Below are 14,837 nucleotides of genomic sequence, written 5' to 3' on the forward strand. Positions count from 1 at the left end.
CGTGGCTATCGGCGACCAGGTGACCGCGTCCGGGCACGCGCAGCTCGGCGAGCTGCTGCTCGGCCGCGGCACCCCCTACCGGTGGCGCTCCCTGCCCGGGTGGGAAGACCTTCCCGCCCTCGACTCCGGGAGCGTCAACCGGGCCGACGCGCACGGCGCGATACTCGGCCGGCTGCTCGCACAGCCGCGCGTCGTCACCCTCGACGGGATCCAGATAAGGGCCCGCCGGGGGGAGATTGGCGCCGTCGTGCAGCAGCTCGGCGCCGCAACGACCATCACCGAGGACGAGCAGCCGTTCGTCGTGCAGCTCGACGAGCGCGGCCCCCTGCTCGCATGGGTCCGGGTGACCGCCCGGGTTCTTCCCGTCGAGCGCGGGTACACCCTCGGCAGTATCAGCGGCGCGGCCGTGCAGCTCACCGCGAGCGACCCGCGCCGGTACGAGTTGCTCGAACGCACCGCCCGGGCCGGCCTGCCCGCGGACGAGCCGGGCCTCGACTGGAACGCCGACCCCTCACAGCAGGAGTTCCCCGACGACCAGGCCGCCGGCAGGGCGTCCGCCACGGCGTCGTTCTGGGCCATGTCCGGGATGACGCTGGGGAGCAGCGGGGGCGCGCTTACCGCGACGATCACCGCCGCGCAGGCCGGCCTCGCATGGACCGCAAGCCCGGGCGAGTACGACGGTTTCCCCGTCGAGCCCGCGCAGGCCGTGACGTTCCTCGCCGACACGCCCCCGCGCGGGTCGGTCCTGCTGCTGCACTGGATTGACGACACGGGCGCCTACCTCGCCGGCACGACCGGTACGTACGGACGTGTCACCGGAACCGCCCCGGCCGGCGCCACACAGGTACGCCCCGTCATGCAGTGGCCGGCCGTCCCCTCGCCCGCCACGGTCGCCGTCGGCCCCTCGCGCCTGCTCATTCCGGGACTCGGCGCCGAGGGACTGCTCGACCCGTACGACTTCGGCCCGCCGGGCAGCACGGGCACGCTCACCGCCCGCAACGACGGGAACGCCCCCGCGCACCCCGTCGTCGAGTTCCGCGGCCCCGTGTCCATGCCGAGCCTTACCAACCTCGCCACGGGCGACGTCCTCGAATACGACCTCGACCTCGCCGCCGGCGACGTCCTGGTCGTGGACACCGGCGAGGGCACGGTGACGCTCAACGGCACCGCAAGCCGCCTCTACACAGCCACCGCGCAAAGCGTCCCCGAGCAGTCGTTCGCGCTCTGGCCCGGTACCGCGGATCTTGCTTTCCGGGCCGCGCCCGACTCATCCGACCCCGCCGCATCCGTCGCCGTCCGGTGGCGTTCGGCTCACTGGTAAGGAGGCCGCCCGAATGACCGTGCGCGCCGCGTGGCTGCTCGCCGGACCCCCGGACGGGCAGACCCGCACCGACACCCGCCTCGCCCCCCTCGGCACGTTCGCGCCCGAGGGTGAACTGACCACCCGCGACGGAGTGATAGCCGGCGGCGCCCCGCTTATGGCGAGCGGCGCCGGCGCCATGCAGGTGCAGCTCGGCATCGGCCGCGCCCTGGTACAGGGCACCACCGCGCAGGGCGCCTACCCCGTGGCCGTGACCGTCCCCGAGACGCTCACCGTGGGCGACGGGAACGCGCAGTACCCCCGTATCGACTCCATCGTGCTCCGCGTGCGCGACGGCCTGTTCGACGCGACCGGGCAGACCGCCGTCGCCGTCGAGTTGGTCGTCGGCGAGCCGCAGCCGTCCCCCGTCGAGCCAAACCTGCCCCCGTCGTCCCTGCGCCTGTGGTCCATCACCGTTCCGGCCGGCGCGTCCGCCGGTACGGGCGGGATCAACTGGCAGTCGGCCCTCGCCGACCGCCGCCGGTACACCGCCGCTTACGGCGGGATCATCCCGCGCGGGTGGGGAACGTCGTTCGTCGGTAGCTATGACGGGCAGTTCCGCGACGTGGGCGGAGTCCTCGAACGCTGGAACGCCGCAACCTCCACATGGTCCACCTACCGGCCGCCGCGCGACGTCGAGACGATCAGCACCGGCGCCACCGCGGCGAGCGGATACGGCGTGACCGCGTTCAACGCCCGCCGCGTCGGGGGTGTCTGCTCGTTCACGGTCGAAGTGACCCGCACCGGTACCGCAATCCCGGTTCCGGCCGGCGGGAACATCACCGACCAGAACGTCGCCGTCATTCCCGCCGGGTGGCGCCCCGCGTACGACGTCGAGGGCGCAGCGTCCGACGGATACGGCGACGGAGGCGTGCGCATCAGCACCGCCGGAAACGTCGCCCTGCGGACGTGGTCCCCGGGTGGCTCCATCCAGAGCGGCCGGAACATCCGTATCAGTGCGTGCTACGTCCTGTGAGGGGGTCGCGTGATCTCCCCCGGGTACCGGCTGCTGCTCTGTGACCTGCGTTCCGACCAGGTACTCGACGCCCTGCCAGTGCAGCAGCTCAGCCTCGACGACTACATAGGCAAGTCCGGCGCCATGTCCGGCACCGTGCCGATACCGAACGCGTCGGTTGCCGCGCGGGCCCGGGCCGCCATCGTCCCGGGCCGTACGGCCGTATGGCTGGAGAGGGGCCGCGACATCTGGTGGGGCGGAGTCCTATGGACGGCCGCCGTGCAGTCGGACAGCCGCGGATTCCTCGGCGTACAGGTGCAGGCCGGAACGTGGGATACGTACCTGTCGCACCGAATGCTGTACGACACCCTGCAAACGACCGCGCCGACCGACCAGTACGACATCGTCCGCGGCCTGCTCGACTACGTGCAGTCCACCCCGGGCGGCGACATCGGGATCGAGTACCCGACGGACGTGTCGGGCACCCTGCGCGAGCGGACGTACTCACGGTTCGACCTGCCCGTCGTCCGGGACCTGCTCGACCAACTCGGCGCAGTCGAGGGCGGTTTCGAGTGGCGTATCGCATCGTTCCGCGACGCCGACGGCCGCAGGGTCAAACGGCTGCAACTCGGTACGCCGACCATCCGTACCGGGTCCACCGACATCGTCCTCGACCACCCCGGACCGGTCACCGCCTACACGTGGCCCGTCGACGCCACCAAGCGCGCGAACGCGTGGCAGTCGAGGGGCGCGACCGACAACGAGAACCAGGCCGCCGACAGCGTCCCCATAACGTCCGCGTTGCAGCTCGCCGACCAGGACGTCGCCGATGGGTGGCCACGCCTCGACGGAAGCAGCGACTACACCACGGTGAACGAGCAGGCGACCCTCGACGGGCACGCCGCCGCAGACCTCGCCGCCGCCCGGGCCGGGACCGTCGTCCCCGAGGTCACTCTCGACATGTCCCGCGCCCCCGTGTCCCCCGCCCTGCTCGGCGCAACCGTGCGCCTGCGGATCCGGGACCTGTGGCACCCCGAGACCCTCGACGCCCGGTACCGCGTCGTCGGTCTCGGCATCACCCCACCCGAGCGCGGCCGGCCCGAGTCGGCCCGCCTGTACCTGGAGGTCCCGTAAGTGGCCGCACTCCCGCAGGACATCCTCGACCGGATCCGCTCTCTCGAACGGCAGGTGCGCGAACTCACCGGCCGCTCGCAGATGCGGCCGGCCCTCGACAAGATCCTGCACGGTGACATCGTCATCGGCGAGGGGGGCCGCATCATCGCGCAGGCGCCCAACGGCAACCGCATCTTCATGACCGGGCAAACCGCCGAAGGCGACTGGGCCGTCGGCATGGCACGGGAGGACGGCACAGCGGCCCTGACCGTCGGCGACGACGTCAACACCGGCGGGCAAATGGTCCGCATGTTCAACCGCTCCGGTGGGGTCATCGTGATGGATGACGGGTACGCCGACGGATACCTTGGCCGCCCATGGGTGCCGGTCCCTCTCGCCCCGTTCATGCAGTTCAGCAACGACACCGACGTCGCCCTGTACTCCGGGGAGATGCTCACGCAACACAAGGTGCTGCGCGTCAATCTCCAGATTTCCGGGCCGTCCGGCACCGCCGCCCAAGTCGTCATGAAAATCGGGAACGTGCAGTACGGGCCGACATGGACGCTCAGCAGCTCGGCCACGACCAAAGACGTGAACGAGCGCGTCACGCTCCCCGCCGCCGACTTCCCGCACGGCAGCGACGTCTCGGTCGTGATGTGGGCAAGCCGCACGTCCGGCACAGGCGTTTGCACACTGCGGGTTCGCGGCGTGTGGGGCGTCAACACCATCACCCCCTCAGAGGCCAACTAGGAGCCCCTCAGTGCTGCCCGAGAACATCCCCACAGTGACCGTCACCGCCCGGTATCTCACCCCCGACGGCCGGCCCCTCTCCGGATCGGTCACCCTGCGCGCCCCAGCCGTCCTGACCTTCCCCGACTCCGACGTGATCCTCGGCGGGCCCGTCGTCGCCGCCCTCGACGCGACCGGCGCGATATCCGCAACGGTGCCCGCCACCGACGCCCCCGGGATGGACCCCGACGGGTGGGCGTACGTCGTCACGGAGCAGCTCGCCGGCGTCCCCTCGAACCGCTCGTACGCGATCCTGCTCCCCGCAGAGCACCCCGTCGTCGACCTCGCCGACATCGCCCCCCGCGACCCGGGCAAGCCCAACTATGTTGCCGTCAGGGGCGACAGCGCGTTCGAGGTAGCCGTCGAGCAGGGGTTCGTCGGCACTGTGCAGGAGTGGCTCGTATCCCTGGTCGGCGCGACGGGCGCCACCGGAGCCACCGGAGCGGCAGGAACGCCGGGAGCCAAGGGAAGCACGGGCGCAACAGGCGCCACCGGAGCGACCGGAGCCAAGGGCGACCCCGGAACACCGGGCACGAACGGCACGGATGGGAAGGACGGGGCCCCGGGCGTCGTCCAGTCCGTCAACGGGCAGTCGCAGGCCGTCGTCGTCCTCGCCGCCGTCGACGTGGGGGCGATCCCCTCGACTGCGGCCGGCACCGCCGGGGGCGTGGCGCAGCTCGACGCGTCCGGGAAGGTTCCGAGCGCACAGCTACCGACGTCGTCCGGCGGGGGCGCCGTTACGTCTGTCAACACGAAGACGGGCGACGTTGTCCTCGCCGCCGCCGACGTCGGGGCCGCGACCGCCGCGCACACGCACACCGCCGCACAGGTGGGCGCCCTCGCCACAACCGCCCGGGCCGCCGCAAACGGCGTTGCTAGCCTCGACTCGACCACCCGTATACCGGCCGCGCAGCTCCCGACCACCGCGCCGCGCAACGTCTGGACACCGCAGTCACTCGGATTCGCGGCCTGGTCGGTCGACCCGGCGCACGTTGCCAACCCGACCGGGACACCGAAGGCCGCGGTTATCCAACGGCTCTACATGTCCGGCGTCAACATTACGGAGAGCACGCAGGTAAACAGGGTCGTGATCTTCGCCCGGGGGTGGGCAGGGTCCACCGCCGTCCCGGCCGCACGGTTCTACGTCGGGATCTACAACGAAGCTGGCTCACGGGTTGCGACGTCCGGCCTGGTGTCGAGCGTCGCGGAAGCCGGGCAGATCACCGGGACCGCACCGGGCGCCGCCAACAACCACATCGGCGCCGTCCCGATCGCACTCACCGCCACGGCGACGCTCGCCCCCGGCCGCTACTGGGCCGCGTTCCTCATGTCCGCCGGCGCCGCCACGGATTTCTACTACATGCACGTACAGAACGAGTCGCCGAGCGCCCCCGCCAACTTCTACATGGGGACGACGTTTCAGCGCGCATGGTGCCTGAACTCCCAAACCTCACTGCCTGCGACCGTGAATCAGGCCGTGGGCGAGGTCGGCCTCGACCCGGCCGTTATGGCTCTGGCCATGGTCTGACCCTTCCCGCTTCCCCCGTACGCCCCGGCAGTCGCCGAGGGCGTTTTTTCATGTCTGGAGACACCCACCATGGCAACACCGCTCACCGCGTCCGCGTTCCTGTCCGCCCTGCGCGCCGAGGCCGTCGACGTCGTCGAGGTCGGATCGTGGCGCACCCACAACCGGGCCGGTCACGGCTCATGGGGCCCCATGCATGGCGTCATGATTCACCACACCGTCACGTCGGGCACCGACCACTCGGTCGCCATCTGCCGCGACGGGTACAGCTCGCTCCCTGGCCCGCTCTGTCACGGCGTCATCGACAAGGCCGGAACCGTGCACCTGGTCGGTTACGGGCGCGCGAATCACGCCGGCCTCGGCGACGACGACGTGCTCGCCGCCGTCATCGCCGAGCGCGCCCTGCCGGCCGACAACGAGGCGAACACCGACGGGAACGCACGTTTCTACGGGTTCGAGTGCATCAACTTGGGCGACAACGCCGACCCGTGGCCCGAGGCGCAGGTCGAGGCCATCGCCCGGGCCGCCGCCGGTATCTGCCGCGCGCACGGGTGGGGCGCCGCGTCCGTCATCGGACACAGCGAGTGGCAGCCGGGCAAGATCGACCCGCGCGGCCCGATCGGCAAGAAGGGCGGGCCCGCGCTCACCATGGCGAAGATCCGGGCCCGCGTCGCCGAGCTGCTCGGCCAGAAGGCGCCGAGCAAGCCCTCGACCCCGAGCAAGCCGAAGCCGTACACCCCGCCGGCGTTCCCGGCCGGCCTCGCCCCGAACAAGGCCAACCCGTCCGCGAAGCCGTTGCAGCGCGTGCTCAAGACCTGCGGGTTCATGCCGCAGAGCGTCACGGAGTCCGACAACTACGGCCCGCAGACTCAGGCCGCGGTCGCCCGCTTCCACAATGCCCACCCGTCCTACCGCAGCGCCGGCACGTCGTACGACCCGGCCATCGGCGCGAAGGGGTGGGCGTACCTGCACCGCACCGCGCACGCCAAGTGATCCCCCCAACCGAAGGAGAACCACCCGTGTCTACTGCTGCTAAGCGGACCATCCGCACCGTCATTCAGGGCGCCGTCGGACTCGCCGTCGTACTGCCCGCCATCGTTGACGCGTCCGGCGTTCCGGCATCCCTCCCGTGGGTTGCCGGCGCCCTCGCCGTCGCGGGTGGCCTTGCCCGAGTGATGGCACTGCCCGGCGTCGAGGCCCTGCTCGACCGCGTCGGCCTGGGCCTGGTCGACGAGGAGGCCCCGAGAACGTGAGTACCGGAATCCCCGGCGTCGACCTCGCCGTCGTCTGGTGCGCCGTCATCGCCGCCGTGGGCGGCGCCCTGGGCCTGCTCTACCGAGCGACCCGGGGCGCGCGCCGCCTCGCCGAACGACTCGGCGACCTCGCCGACGACTGGCAGGGCACCCCGACCCGCCCCGGCGTCGCCGGACGCCCGGGCGTCATGCAACGACTCGACGCCATCGAGGAGCAGCTCGGCGCCGTCGAGCACGAACTGCACCCAAACAGCGGGGGGAGCCTGCGCGACGCCGTCGACCGCGTCGACGAGCGCACCCGGCGCACGCTCGACGAGTAGCACCCACCAACGAGCAGTACCTCGCCCCCGCCCCGGCCTCGCGCCGGCGCGGGGGCGTCTTTGTCGTTTCTGGGGACTTCCTGACCTGTAGCCCTCCACACGCACCGCGCACGCTCTGTACCGTCATGAGTATGAGCCCGACGGATGGAGCACGGATGCCTCGCCGAACGCTTGCAAGCCGCCAGCGCCTCGCCGCAAGGGGGGCGCGCTGATGTTGGAGGAAGCCGAGGAGATCGGCCGCCGCGCCCGCCGCGCACGGCTCCGTCTCGGAATGCCGCAGGCAGACCTCGCCGCCGCCCTGGGGAAGTCTCAGGGGTGGGTATCAAAGATGGAACGCGGCCTGATCGAACTCGACCGCGTCGGCCTGCTCAACCAGGTTGCCGCCGAGCTGCACGTACACCCCAACGACCTCATTGGCCGCCCGTACAACAGCTCGCCCGATGAGAACCAATGGCAGGTCGCCGCGTCGTCGATCCTGCGCGAGCTGCGCCGGTATGACCTCGCCCCGGTTTTCGAAGGAGCGCCCCGGCCGTCGGGTCAACTCTGGCAAGAGGCAACCCGACTGCACCGCCTGCGCGATGCTGCGGCGAACGTAGCGATCATGCAGGTACTTCCTGACCTGTTCCGCGAGGCCCGCGCCCTCGCCGAGGTTTCCACCGGCCACGAGCGCGAGGAAGCGTTCGCCATCTACGCCGTGTGCTGCAAGTTCGCCCACACCTCCGCGCACGCCCTCGGGCACCCTGAGTTGGTCGCCATGGCCTGCGAACGGGCCGTATGGTCGGCCCGCCTGTCCGGCGACTCCGTCATGCCAGCCGTCGCGGACTGGATGCGCGTATGGGACATGTGGGCAACTGCGGATTGGGCGGACGCTATCGCCCTCTCCGACCGGGCCATTCACAGCGTCCAGCAGGGATACGACCAGGGCGATCCCCTCGCCGTACGCGCGTGGGGATCTCTCCAACTTCGCGCGGCTGTCTCCGCCGCCCGGGGCGGACGCACAGCGGAAGCCGAAGACCGCATCGGCCATGCCAAAGCCGCCGCCGATCGGTTGTGCGGGTACGCCGGCCCCCCGATCTACGACCGGCATTCGCTCACGTTCTCACCGGGCAACGTTCAAATCCATGCAATCAGCGTCGCACTGGAGATGCGCGAGCAGCGCAAGGCACTGGCCATAAACAGGCGCACGCCCCGGGACCTGGTCGCAGCACTCCCCAACTCCCGGCAAGGGCACCATCACATGGACCTCGCCCGCGCGTGGCTGTGGGACGGGAACCGCGACAAGGCGGTGAAGGAACTGGAGACCGCCGAGCGCATCGCCCCGCAGCTCATCCGGAACCATCCCATTGCCCGGTCAACCCTGCGGAGCATCGTCTACGCCGAACGAGCGACCACGCGCGAGAAGCTGCGCCGCATGTCAGACCGGTTTCACCTCGACGGATAAGGGTGATATTCCTCCGGTTCATATTCGGCCCCTAGCTCGCTCCTAGCTTCGGTGCATGGCCGAACAGACCTCGAAGCAACTCACCGTGCGTAGCGTCGAGTTAGGCGCAGGCGCCCCGTTTCATCCGCGACTTGGCGACCTCGCCCTCGACCTTGCCAAGGGTGGGCAGATCGGGGTCGTAGTTGACCTGCCGAGCGACACCGCAAAGTCGTACCACCTGCGCTTGCCCGGGGGCGGAAGCGACTGGCGCGCGAAGCCCGACGGGGCCACCCTGCGCCCCGTGGCCGTGCCCATCACCCACGTAACCCCGCAACAGCGGGACGTGATCTACGACCACCAGGCGCAGCAGGCCGCCCTACCGGTCACTGTCCATCACGAAGACGGGGGCACGTCCGAGTCGCTGCTCATCCTGACCCCGGCTCAAGTCGAGCTGTGTCACCAGCAACTCGACCGGCTGATTGAGAAACGGGAGAAGGCCCGGGGGCTCACGCTGTGAGCGCGGCCGTCATGACCCACCGCCCGCCGCCCCCCGCGCGCCCACTCAGGCACGCCGCCGTCGCATTTCGCTGCGAGGTGACCGCCCACGACCTGAGCGGCTCCCGCGAGGTCGTCCTCGCGTTCTACCGGGCCGCCTCGCCCAGGCTTGCCGCGCGATGGATGCGAGCCGAGGCGCAACGGCTCGCCCGCCTGCTCGCCCCCGAGCCGACCGCCCCATATCTGGGGTCGGTTCTGCTCGTCGCCGCCGGCCCGGCCTGCGCGCGCCCCGACGCTGACCTGCTCGCATGGGCCAGCAGTAACGAGCGGTACGAGCACGCCCTGCGTGTCCTCAGCTCCGGTAACACCTATCTGCTCAATGTCACGGACTACGACGCCCAATACTCCGTGCGCGCCTACGCCCTGCCGACCCGCAGTAGGCCGTTACAGTCCCCCACTCCCGCCGGAAGTCGCCAGTGTGCCCCGGCGGGGGTGGGACTCCACCGCAAGCCGCGTCGGTGGCGCTTCACCCTGTGAACTCCGCCCCCGCGTCGACAACGGTTCCCCCCGGGCGCGGGGGCGGCGCACCACCTGTTCAGAACCACCGCCCCAAGACCAAGGGAAGTGAGTCCATGGAACAGTTTGAGCGCGCACGTCTCGACTCCTATTTCGCGCGAATCGCCGACACGTTCGCCCCGACCGAGAAGCCGTCATGCTTCCTGATCACGCACCTTCTGCCGGAACGCCCGTCGTTCGTTCGAGCAGTCGGGACCGGGACCAGACTGCGCGCCGTCCTACCCAAGCCGAAGTCCATCGACCCCGCCGCGCGCCGGGAGATCGAGAAGACGACTCAGTGCGACACCCTGTCGCGCGAGTTGTTCGAGGACGCAGCCGCAGCCGTCGACTACGTAGAATCGCGAGCCGCTGGCGAGGACGTCGTGCTGTGCGACGTGGGCGGGTACTTCGCGCCCATCCTCAACGCTCTGTGCGACAACTTTTCCGGTCGAATCCTCGGCGTCGTCGAGGACACCGAGAACGGGCACAAGCGATACGCCGAGCGCGACAAGCTACCTTGCCCCGTCGTCTCCGTTGCTCGCTCGCCGCTCAAAGACCCCGAGGACTTCCTCGTTGGCCAGTCAGTCGTGTTTTCCACGGAAGCGCTCATGCGCAGTCGCGGCGACATCCTGCACGGCCGCGCCGCCCTCGTGATCGGGTTCGGAAAGCTCGGATCCAGCATCGCGCGCCTGCTTCACGCAAAGGGCGTACAGGTCACCGTGCACGACGTTGACCCCGTTCGACGGACACAGGCCCTTTCGCAGGGCTTCACGGTGGCACGTGACCGCGACGCCGCACTGCACGGCGCCGGCCTGGTCCTGTGTGCAACGGGTGCCGTGTCTCTCCGTGGCGAGGACTTCTCCTCTCTGCGGAACGGTGCCTACGTCGCAACGGTTACCAGCAGCGAGGACGAACTCGACCTCGCCGCCCTTCCAGACGTCTACCAGCGGACGCCCAACGGCGAGCACGTCACCCGATACCAGACCACGGGCCACTACTTCTATTTGCTCAACGGAGGTAACGCCGTCAACTTCCTGCACGGCGCCAGTGTGGGCCCGTTCATCTTCCTCGTGCAGGCCGAGATACTCGCGGGCGTCCGAATGCTGACCCGGGGCGACCTCGGACACGGTATGCACGAGGTGGACGCCGACGACCGGGCGTCCATCGCGGCTACGTGGCTCAACTACTACAACCGATAGGAGACAGCACCTCATGCCGATCACGGCACAGCATGTGCGCGACACCCTCGACACCTACCTCGCCAGCCATCCGGATGAAAAGGACAGCTTGTCCATTTTCTCCGAGGTGCTCGACGAGGCCAGCGAGTCGATCGCGTCGCGCAAGGAGTATCGCGGACACGTGACGGCCGGCGCCGTCCTGCTCCGCCCCGACGGGCGCGTGCTCACCATCGAGCACCGTGCACTCCGTAAGTGGCTGCTGCCCGGCGGACACGTTGAGGAGAGCGACACGACCCTGCTCGACGCCGCCCTGCGGGAACTGGCTGAAGAGACCGGCATCAGCCCGGACCAGGTAGAGCCGGACAGTGGCGTACCGCTGCACATCGACGCCCACCCGATTCCGGCGAATCCCGACAAGGGCGAAGAGGCACACCAACACTTCGACTTCCGGTACCTGTTCCGCACCACGGCCGACCTGGTCGAGCTGCAAGAGGAAGAGGTCACCGCGTACTCGTGGCAGTTCGCCGACATGCTGACGGCTGAGCCCCTGCGCTCCCGGGTGATGGCCGCAACGCGTCCGTAGCTCCCGCGCACGCCGACGGCCCTGGCACCCCACCAAGGGGGTACCCGGGCCGTCGGTGTGTCTGCGGACCCCGACCGTCCGATAGGCCGTCAGAGAGCCGCTGAGGGACCGAAACAGTGCAGCCCTGACGCTTCACGGGCCCTATCGGGTCACCTAGCCCACTTGTTTTACAGGCCCTATCCAGAAAGAGAATCCCCCGGTGGGCCAGCGAGACCGCACCGGGCCGCGGCAGCCCGTTGCCCCCGCCGACCAGCGACTGCATCGTCGCCGAGTGGTGGGGCGCACAGTAGGGAGGCCGGGTGACCAGTGGCTCTCCCGGCGGCAGAATGCCTGCCACCGAGTGCACCGCGGTCACCTCCAGGGATTCCTTCCTGGTCAGCGTCGGCAGGATCGCCGGCAACCGCTCGGCCAGCATGGTCTTGCCGGCGCCCGGCGGTCCCGAGAGCAAGAGATGGTGACCACCGGCCGCGGCGACCTCCAGAGCCTTGCGGGGCCGCTTCTGCCCCGCCACGTCCGCCAGATCCGGTGAATTTCCCTCGCCCTGACCGGCCCCGCGGGCGAGCCCGGTACCGATGCCCGCGCCGGGCACCATCAGCCCGGCCAGCATGGTGTCCGGGCGCCCCTCGTCGTGCGCCTCCCGCTCGTCGGGCACGGGCTCCTCGCAGAGCACGGCGATCAACTGCCGCAGGCTCCGTACCCCGAGGACGGAGACCCCGGGGACCAGTGCCGCCTCCCCCGCCGTCTGTTCGGGCACGACGACCTGGCGGTACCCGGCCTCCGCTGCGGCGAGCGCGGCCGGCAGCACACCGCGCACCGGCCGCACCCGGCCGTCGAGTCCGAGCTCACCGATCATCACCACATCGGCGATGGACGCCGGATCGATCCGCTCGGCCGCCCCCAGCACCGCGCAGGCGACAGCGAGATCGAACCCGGAGCCGCTCTTCGGGACGGAGGCCGGTGACAGACCCACCGTGAGTTTCTTCTGCGGCCACTCCGCCCCCGAGTTCACCACTGCGGCCCTGACCCGGTCCCGGCTCTCCACCAGGCTCTTGTCCGGCAGCCCCACCAGGGTGAACGCGGCCACCCCCGCCTCCAGGTCCGCCTGGACCTCCACCACCACACCCTCGACGCCGACGAGCGCCACCGAGCACGCCCGCGCGAACCCCATCAGGCCACCCCCCGCGCATGCTCGGCGACGGGCGCTCCGCGCCTGGGCAGCACCACCCCGACCAGGTCGATCCGGACCCCGCCGGACGGCGGGCCGCCGTGCCGGTCCATCCAGATACCGGCCAGCCGCCGCAGCCGCTCCGCCTTGACCGGCGTGACGGCCGCCATCGGATGTTCGAACGCGCCCGCCCTGCGGGTCTTCACCTCGCAGACCACGAGTGCGTCGCCGTCCATCGCGACGATGTCGATCTCACCGGCGCGACAGCGCCAGTTCCGCTCCAGTACGGACATGCCTGACTCGGCCAGCAGCCGTGCCGCCAGATCCTCGCCGTACCGCCCGAGTGCCCCCCGTGCGTTCATTTCGGCACCACCTCCGGGACCGACTCTGACGCGTCAGGTCCCGGCTTGTGGATCTTGGTGGACAACTGCGGAATTGTGGATAACCCGGCCACCCGGAAGTGGGAATCGAATCCCCCCTTGGAGTGGGCTCAGCCACCCGGGAGTTCGAGATCGCTCTTGTTGAGCTCCTCGATGTTGACGTCCTTGAACGTCAGCACCCGTACCTGCTTGACGAACCGTGCGGGCCGGTACATGTCCCAGACCCAGGCGTCCGCCATCGATACTTCGAAAAACACCTCGCCCTGGACCGAGTGCACCTGCATCTCGTAGTCGTTGGTGAGGTAGAAGCGCCGTTCGGTCTCGATCACATATTTGAACAGACCGACGACATCTCGGTACTCCCGGTAGAGCTTCAGCTCCATCTCGGTCTCGTACTTTTCGAGGTCCTCGGCGCTCATTGGCATGTTCCCCTTCAGCCGTGCGTCCCCCCATTGTGCGCCAGGCCCCGGGCCCCCTGGGCGCTTAGGCGATTTCGGGGTCCAGAACCAGTGGAGTACGCGGGGGACCCTCGTCGAGCAGCGTGCGCAGCAACTCGGCGAGCCTGGTCGGGTACACCGTCTCACGCGCCGCCGACAGTTCGGCGGAGGTCCACCACCTCAGGCCCGCGACACTGCGCTGCTCCAGCCCGGTCAGCCCACTGGTGTCGATGACGGTCTGTGTCGTACGTGCCAGGAAATACCACTCGTCCTGGTCCCAGCGGCGGCCGTCGAACGGGAATGAGCACATCCGCTGCCAGAGCAGCGGGCCGAGTTCGACATCGGTGATGCCGGTCTCCTCCGTGAGCTCGCGCAGCGCGGCCTCCTCCCGGGTCTCGTCGCCCTCCAGGCCGCCGCCGGGGGTGAACCACCAGGTGCTCTCCGGATCCTCCGGTTCGAACCCGTGGATCAGAAGGATCCGGTCGTCGGGGTCGAGGAGCACCACGCGGGCGACCTTCCGCTTCTCAATGCGCACCGGCGGGAACCCTTCCGCGCTTGTTCCGTGCCGATCGCGCAAACAGGGCCGCGATCGGGCCGTATGCCGCACCGCCCAGGATGAGCACCACGCCCACGACCACGGCCCCGAGCTGCAACCGCAGGGGTCCGGGCGACGACACCCCGCCGGGGAGGGCGGCGAAGGCCCGCGGACGCTCGACCATGCCGTTCATCGGCCAGGCGATGGCATCCACCCGGGCCTGTACCGCGTCACGGGGGACGGAGCCCTGCCCCACGTCGTCCAGGTGGACCCGGGAGTCCAGCGAGGCGGTGCGTTCGTCGCCCAGCAGGAAGAGCTGCCCCTCGGGCACCTCCGCCGTGAAGTCCTCGGCCGAGGCGAGGCCCTTCGTGTGCAGATACGGTTCGTCAATGGGCTTGCCGTTGACCGTGAGCCGGCCGCCCTTCGCGCAGCAGGCGATCTTGTCACCACCGATCCCGACGACCCGCTTCACCATCGGCATGTCGCCCCACGCCGGATCGGTGAAGACCACCACGTCACCGCGGTGCACCTCGCTGCCGTCGATCCGCTGCGCGAGCACCCGGTCGCCCGAATGCACCGTCGGCGTCATCGACTCGGTCGGCACCGTGTACGGCTTGTACACCACCGCCCCCCAGGCGAACCCGCCGAGGAAGAGCACACAGCCGACGGCCACGGCCAGCCCCGACAGCATGCTGCCGAGCCGGCCGTGACCGTCACCCGTACGTCCTTTTCCGCTCATCCCAGCGTCCCCCCACCTCGGAGATCGACAATCGC

17 protein-coding genes and 1 pseudogene are annotated in these 14,837 nt (G+C 70.0%); 13 read left to right on the top strand and 5 right to left on the bottom strand.

Annotated features, from left to right (window positions below; translation table 11 throughout):
* The first annotated feature begins 1 nt into the window (after position 1).
* The 13 genes from OG520_RS10990 (at position 2) to OG520_RS11050 (ending at position 11,546) form a co-directional block, all read left to right on the top strand.
* Positions 2-1,321, top strand: coding sequence for a phage distal tail protein (locus tag OG520_RS10990; RefSeq protein ID WP_406013054.1), 1,320 nt, complete (start codon positions 2-4; stop codon positions 1,319-1,321).
* A 13-nt stretch (positions 1,322-1,334) separates the two neighbouring features.
* Positions 1,335-2,336, top strand: a complete 1,002-nt coding sequence (locus OG520_RS10995; protein WP_406013055.1) for a hypothetical protein — start codon at positions 1,335-1,337, stop codon at positions 2,334-2,336.
* Positions 2,337-2,345: 9 nt separating this feature from the next.
* Positions 2,346-3,449: a hypothetical protein gene (locus tag OG520_RS11000; RefSeq protein WP_406013056.1), complete on the top strand. Its 1,104-nt coding sequence runs from the start codon at positions 2,346-2,348 to the stop codon at positions 3,447-3,449.
* On the top strand, positions 3,450-4,178 hold the full coding sequence (locus OG520_RS11005; protein ID WP_406013057.1) for a hypothetical protein: 729 nt from the start codon (positions 3,450-3,452) through the stop codon (positions 4,176-4,178).
* Between the two features lie 10 nt (positions 4,179-4,188).
* Positions 4,189-5,745: a hypothetical protein gene (locus tag OG520_RS11010; RefSeq protein WP_406013058.1), complete on the top strand. Its 1,557-nt coding sequence runs from the start codon at positions 4,189-4,191 to the stop codon at positions 5,743-5,745.
* 69 nt (positions 5,746-5,814) lie between these two features.
* Positions 5,815-6,735 (top strand): N-acetylmuramoyl-L-alanine amidase, encoded by a 921-nt coding sequence (locus OG520_RS11015; protein ID WP_406013059.1) that lies wholly within the window; start codon positions 5,815-5,817, stop codon positions 6,733-6,735.
* A 26-nt stretch (positions 6,736-6,761) separates the two neighbouring features.
* Complete coding sequence (locus OG520_RS11020; RefSeq protein WP_402037774.1) at positions 6,762-6,995, top strand: hypothetical protein; 234 nt, start codon at positions 6,762-6,764, stop codon at positions 6,993-6,995.
* Positions 6,992-7,315 carry a hypothetical protein gene (locus OG520_RS11025; protein WP_406013060.1) on the top strand — a complete coding sequence of 108 codons (324 nt, stop codon included), beginning with the start codon at positions 6,992-6,994 and terminating at the stop codon, positions 7,313-7,315. Before OG520_RS11020 ends, OG520_RS11025 begins: the two co-directional genes overlap by 4 nt.
* A gap of 211 nt (positions 7,316-7,526) precedes the next feature.
* Positions 7,527-8,756 (top strand): helix-turn-helix domain-containing protein, encoded by a 1,230-nt coding sequence (locus OG520_RS11030; RefSeq protein ID WP_406013061.1) that lies wholly within the window; start codon positions 7,527-7,529, stop codon positions 8,754-8,756.
* A gap of 55 nt (positions 8,757-8,811) precedes the next feature.
* A complete protein-coding gene (locus OG520_RS11035; RefSeq protein ID WP_406013062.1) occupies positions 8,812-9,252 on the top strand; it encodes a hypothetical protein in 441 nt (146 codons plus the stop codon).
* A 77-nt stretch (positions 9,253-9,329) separates the two neighbouring features.
* Positions 9,330-9,767, top strand: a complete 438-nt coding sequence (locus tag OG520_RS11040; RefSeq protein WP_406013063.1) for a hypothetical protein — start codon at positions 9,330-9,332, stop codon at positions 9,765-9,767.
* 95 nt (positions 9,768-9,862) lie between these two features.
* Positions 9,863-10,984 carry an adenosylhomocysteinase gene (locus tag OG520_RS11045; RefSeq protein ID WP_406013064.1) on the top strand — a complete coding sequence of 374 codons (1,122 nt, stop codon included), beginning with the start codon at positions 9,863-9,865 and terminating at the stop codon, positions 10,982-10,984.
* A 34-nt stretch (positions 10,985-11,018) separates the two neighbouring features.
* The gene (locus OG520_RS11050) at positions 11,019-11,546 is read left to right on the top strand and encodes an NUDIX hydrolase (RefSeq protein WP_406013065.1); all 528 of its coding nucleotides are present in this window, start codon (positions 11,019-11,021) and stop codon (positions 11,544-11,546) included.
* 157 nt (positions 11,547-11,703) lie between these two features.
* Here the strand turns inward: OG520_RS11050 and OG520_RS11055 are convergent.
* From OG520_RS11055 to lepB, 5 genes and pseudogenes are all read right to left on the bottom strand, one after another.
* Positions 11,704-12,714, bottom strand: a pseudogene (locus OG520_RS11055) (YifB family Mg chelatase-like AAA ATPase); the annotation flags it as partial.
* Positions 12,714-13,073, bottom strand: a complete 360-nt coding sequence (locus OG520_RS11060) for a YraN family protein (RefSeq protein ID WP_266427246.1) — start codon at positions 13,071-13,073, stop codon at positions 12,714-12,716. The gene OG520_RS11060 and the pseudogene OG520_RS11055, both read right to left, overlap by 1 nt.
* Before the next feature lie 128 nt (positions 13,074-13,201).
* Complete coding sequence (locus tag OG520_RS11065) at positions 13,202-13,510, bottom strand: DUF2469 domain-containing protein (RefSeq protein WP_003965949.1); 309 nt, start codon at positions 13,508-13,510, stop codon at positions 13,202-13,204.
* Between the two features lie 64 nt (positions 13,511-13,574).
* Positions 13,575-14,063, bottom strand: coding sequence for an NUDIX hydrolase (locus OG520_RS11070; RefSeq protein ID WP_406013066.1), 489 nt, complete (start codon positions 14,061-14,063; stop codon positions 13,575-13,577).
* On the bottom strand, positions 14,053-14,802 hold the full coding sequence (gene lepB / locus OG520_RS11075; protein ID WP_406013067.1) for a signal peptidase I: 750 nt from the start codon (positions 14,800-14,802) through the stop codon (positions 14,053-14,055). The genes OG520_RS11070 and lepB overlap by 11 nt, the downstream gene beginning before the upstream one ends.
* Positions 14,803-14,837 lie beyond the last annotated feature (35 nt).

The organism is Streptomyces sp. NBC_00984, from assembly GCF_045162475.1.
Classification (GTDB): domain Bacteria; phylum Actinomycetota; class Actinomycetes; order Streptomycetales; family Streptomycetaceae; genus Streptomyces.

Excerpts from the sequence above, each read along its gene's own strand:
- OG520_RS10995 (WP_406013055.1), top strand. The coding sequence starts at position 1,335 with ATGACCGTGCGCGCCGCGTGGCTGCTCGCCGGACCCCCGGACGGGCAG.
- OG520_RS11015 (WP_406013059.1), top strand. The coding sequence starts at position 5,815 with ATGGCAACACCGCTCACCGCGTCCGCGTTCCTGTCCGCCCTGCGCGCC.
- OG520_RS11030 (WP_406013061.1), top strand. The coding sequence starts at position 7,527 with ATGTTGGAGGAAGCCGAGGAGATCGGCCGCCGCGCCCGCCGCGCACGG.
- OG520_RS11035 (WP_406013062.1), top strand. The coding sequence starts at position 8,812 with ATGGCCGAACAGACCTCGAAGCAACTCACCGTGCGTAGCGTCGAGTTA.
- OG520_RS11045 (WP_406013064.1), top strand. The coding sequence starts at position 9,863 with ATGGAACAGTTTGAGCGCGCACGTCTCGACTCCTATTTCGCGCGAATC.
- OG520_RS11060 (WP_266427246.1), bottom strand. The coding sequence starts at position 13,073 with ATGAACGCACGGGGGGCACTCGGGCGGTACGGCGAGGATCTGGCGGCA.
- OG520_RS11065 (WP_003965949.1), bottom strand. The coding sequence starts at position 13,510 with ATGAGCGCCGAGGACCTCGAAAAGTACGAGACCGAGATGGAGCTGAAG.
- lepB (WP_406013067.1), bottom strand. The coding sequence starts at position 14,802 with ATGAGCGGAAAAGGACGTACGGGTGACGGTCACGGCCGGCTCGGCAGC.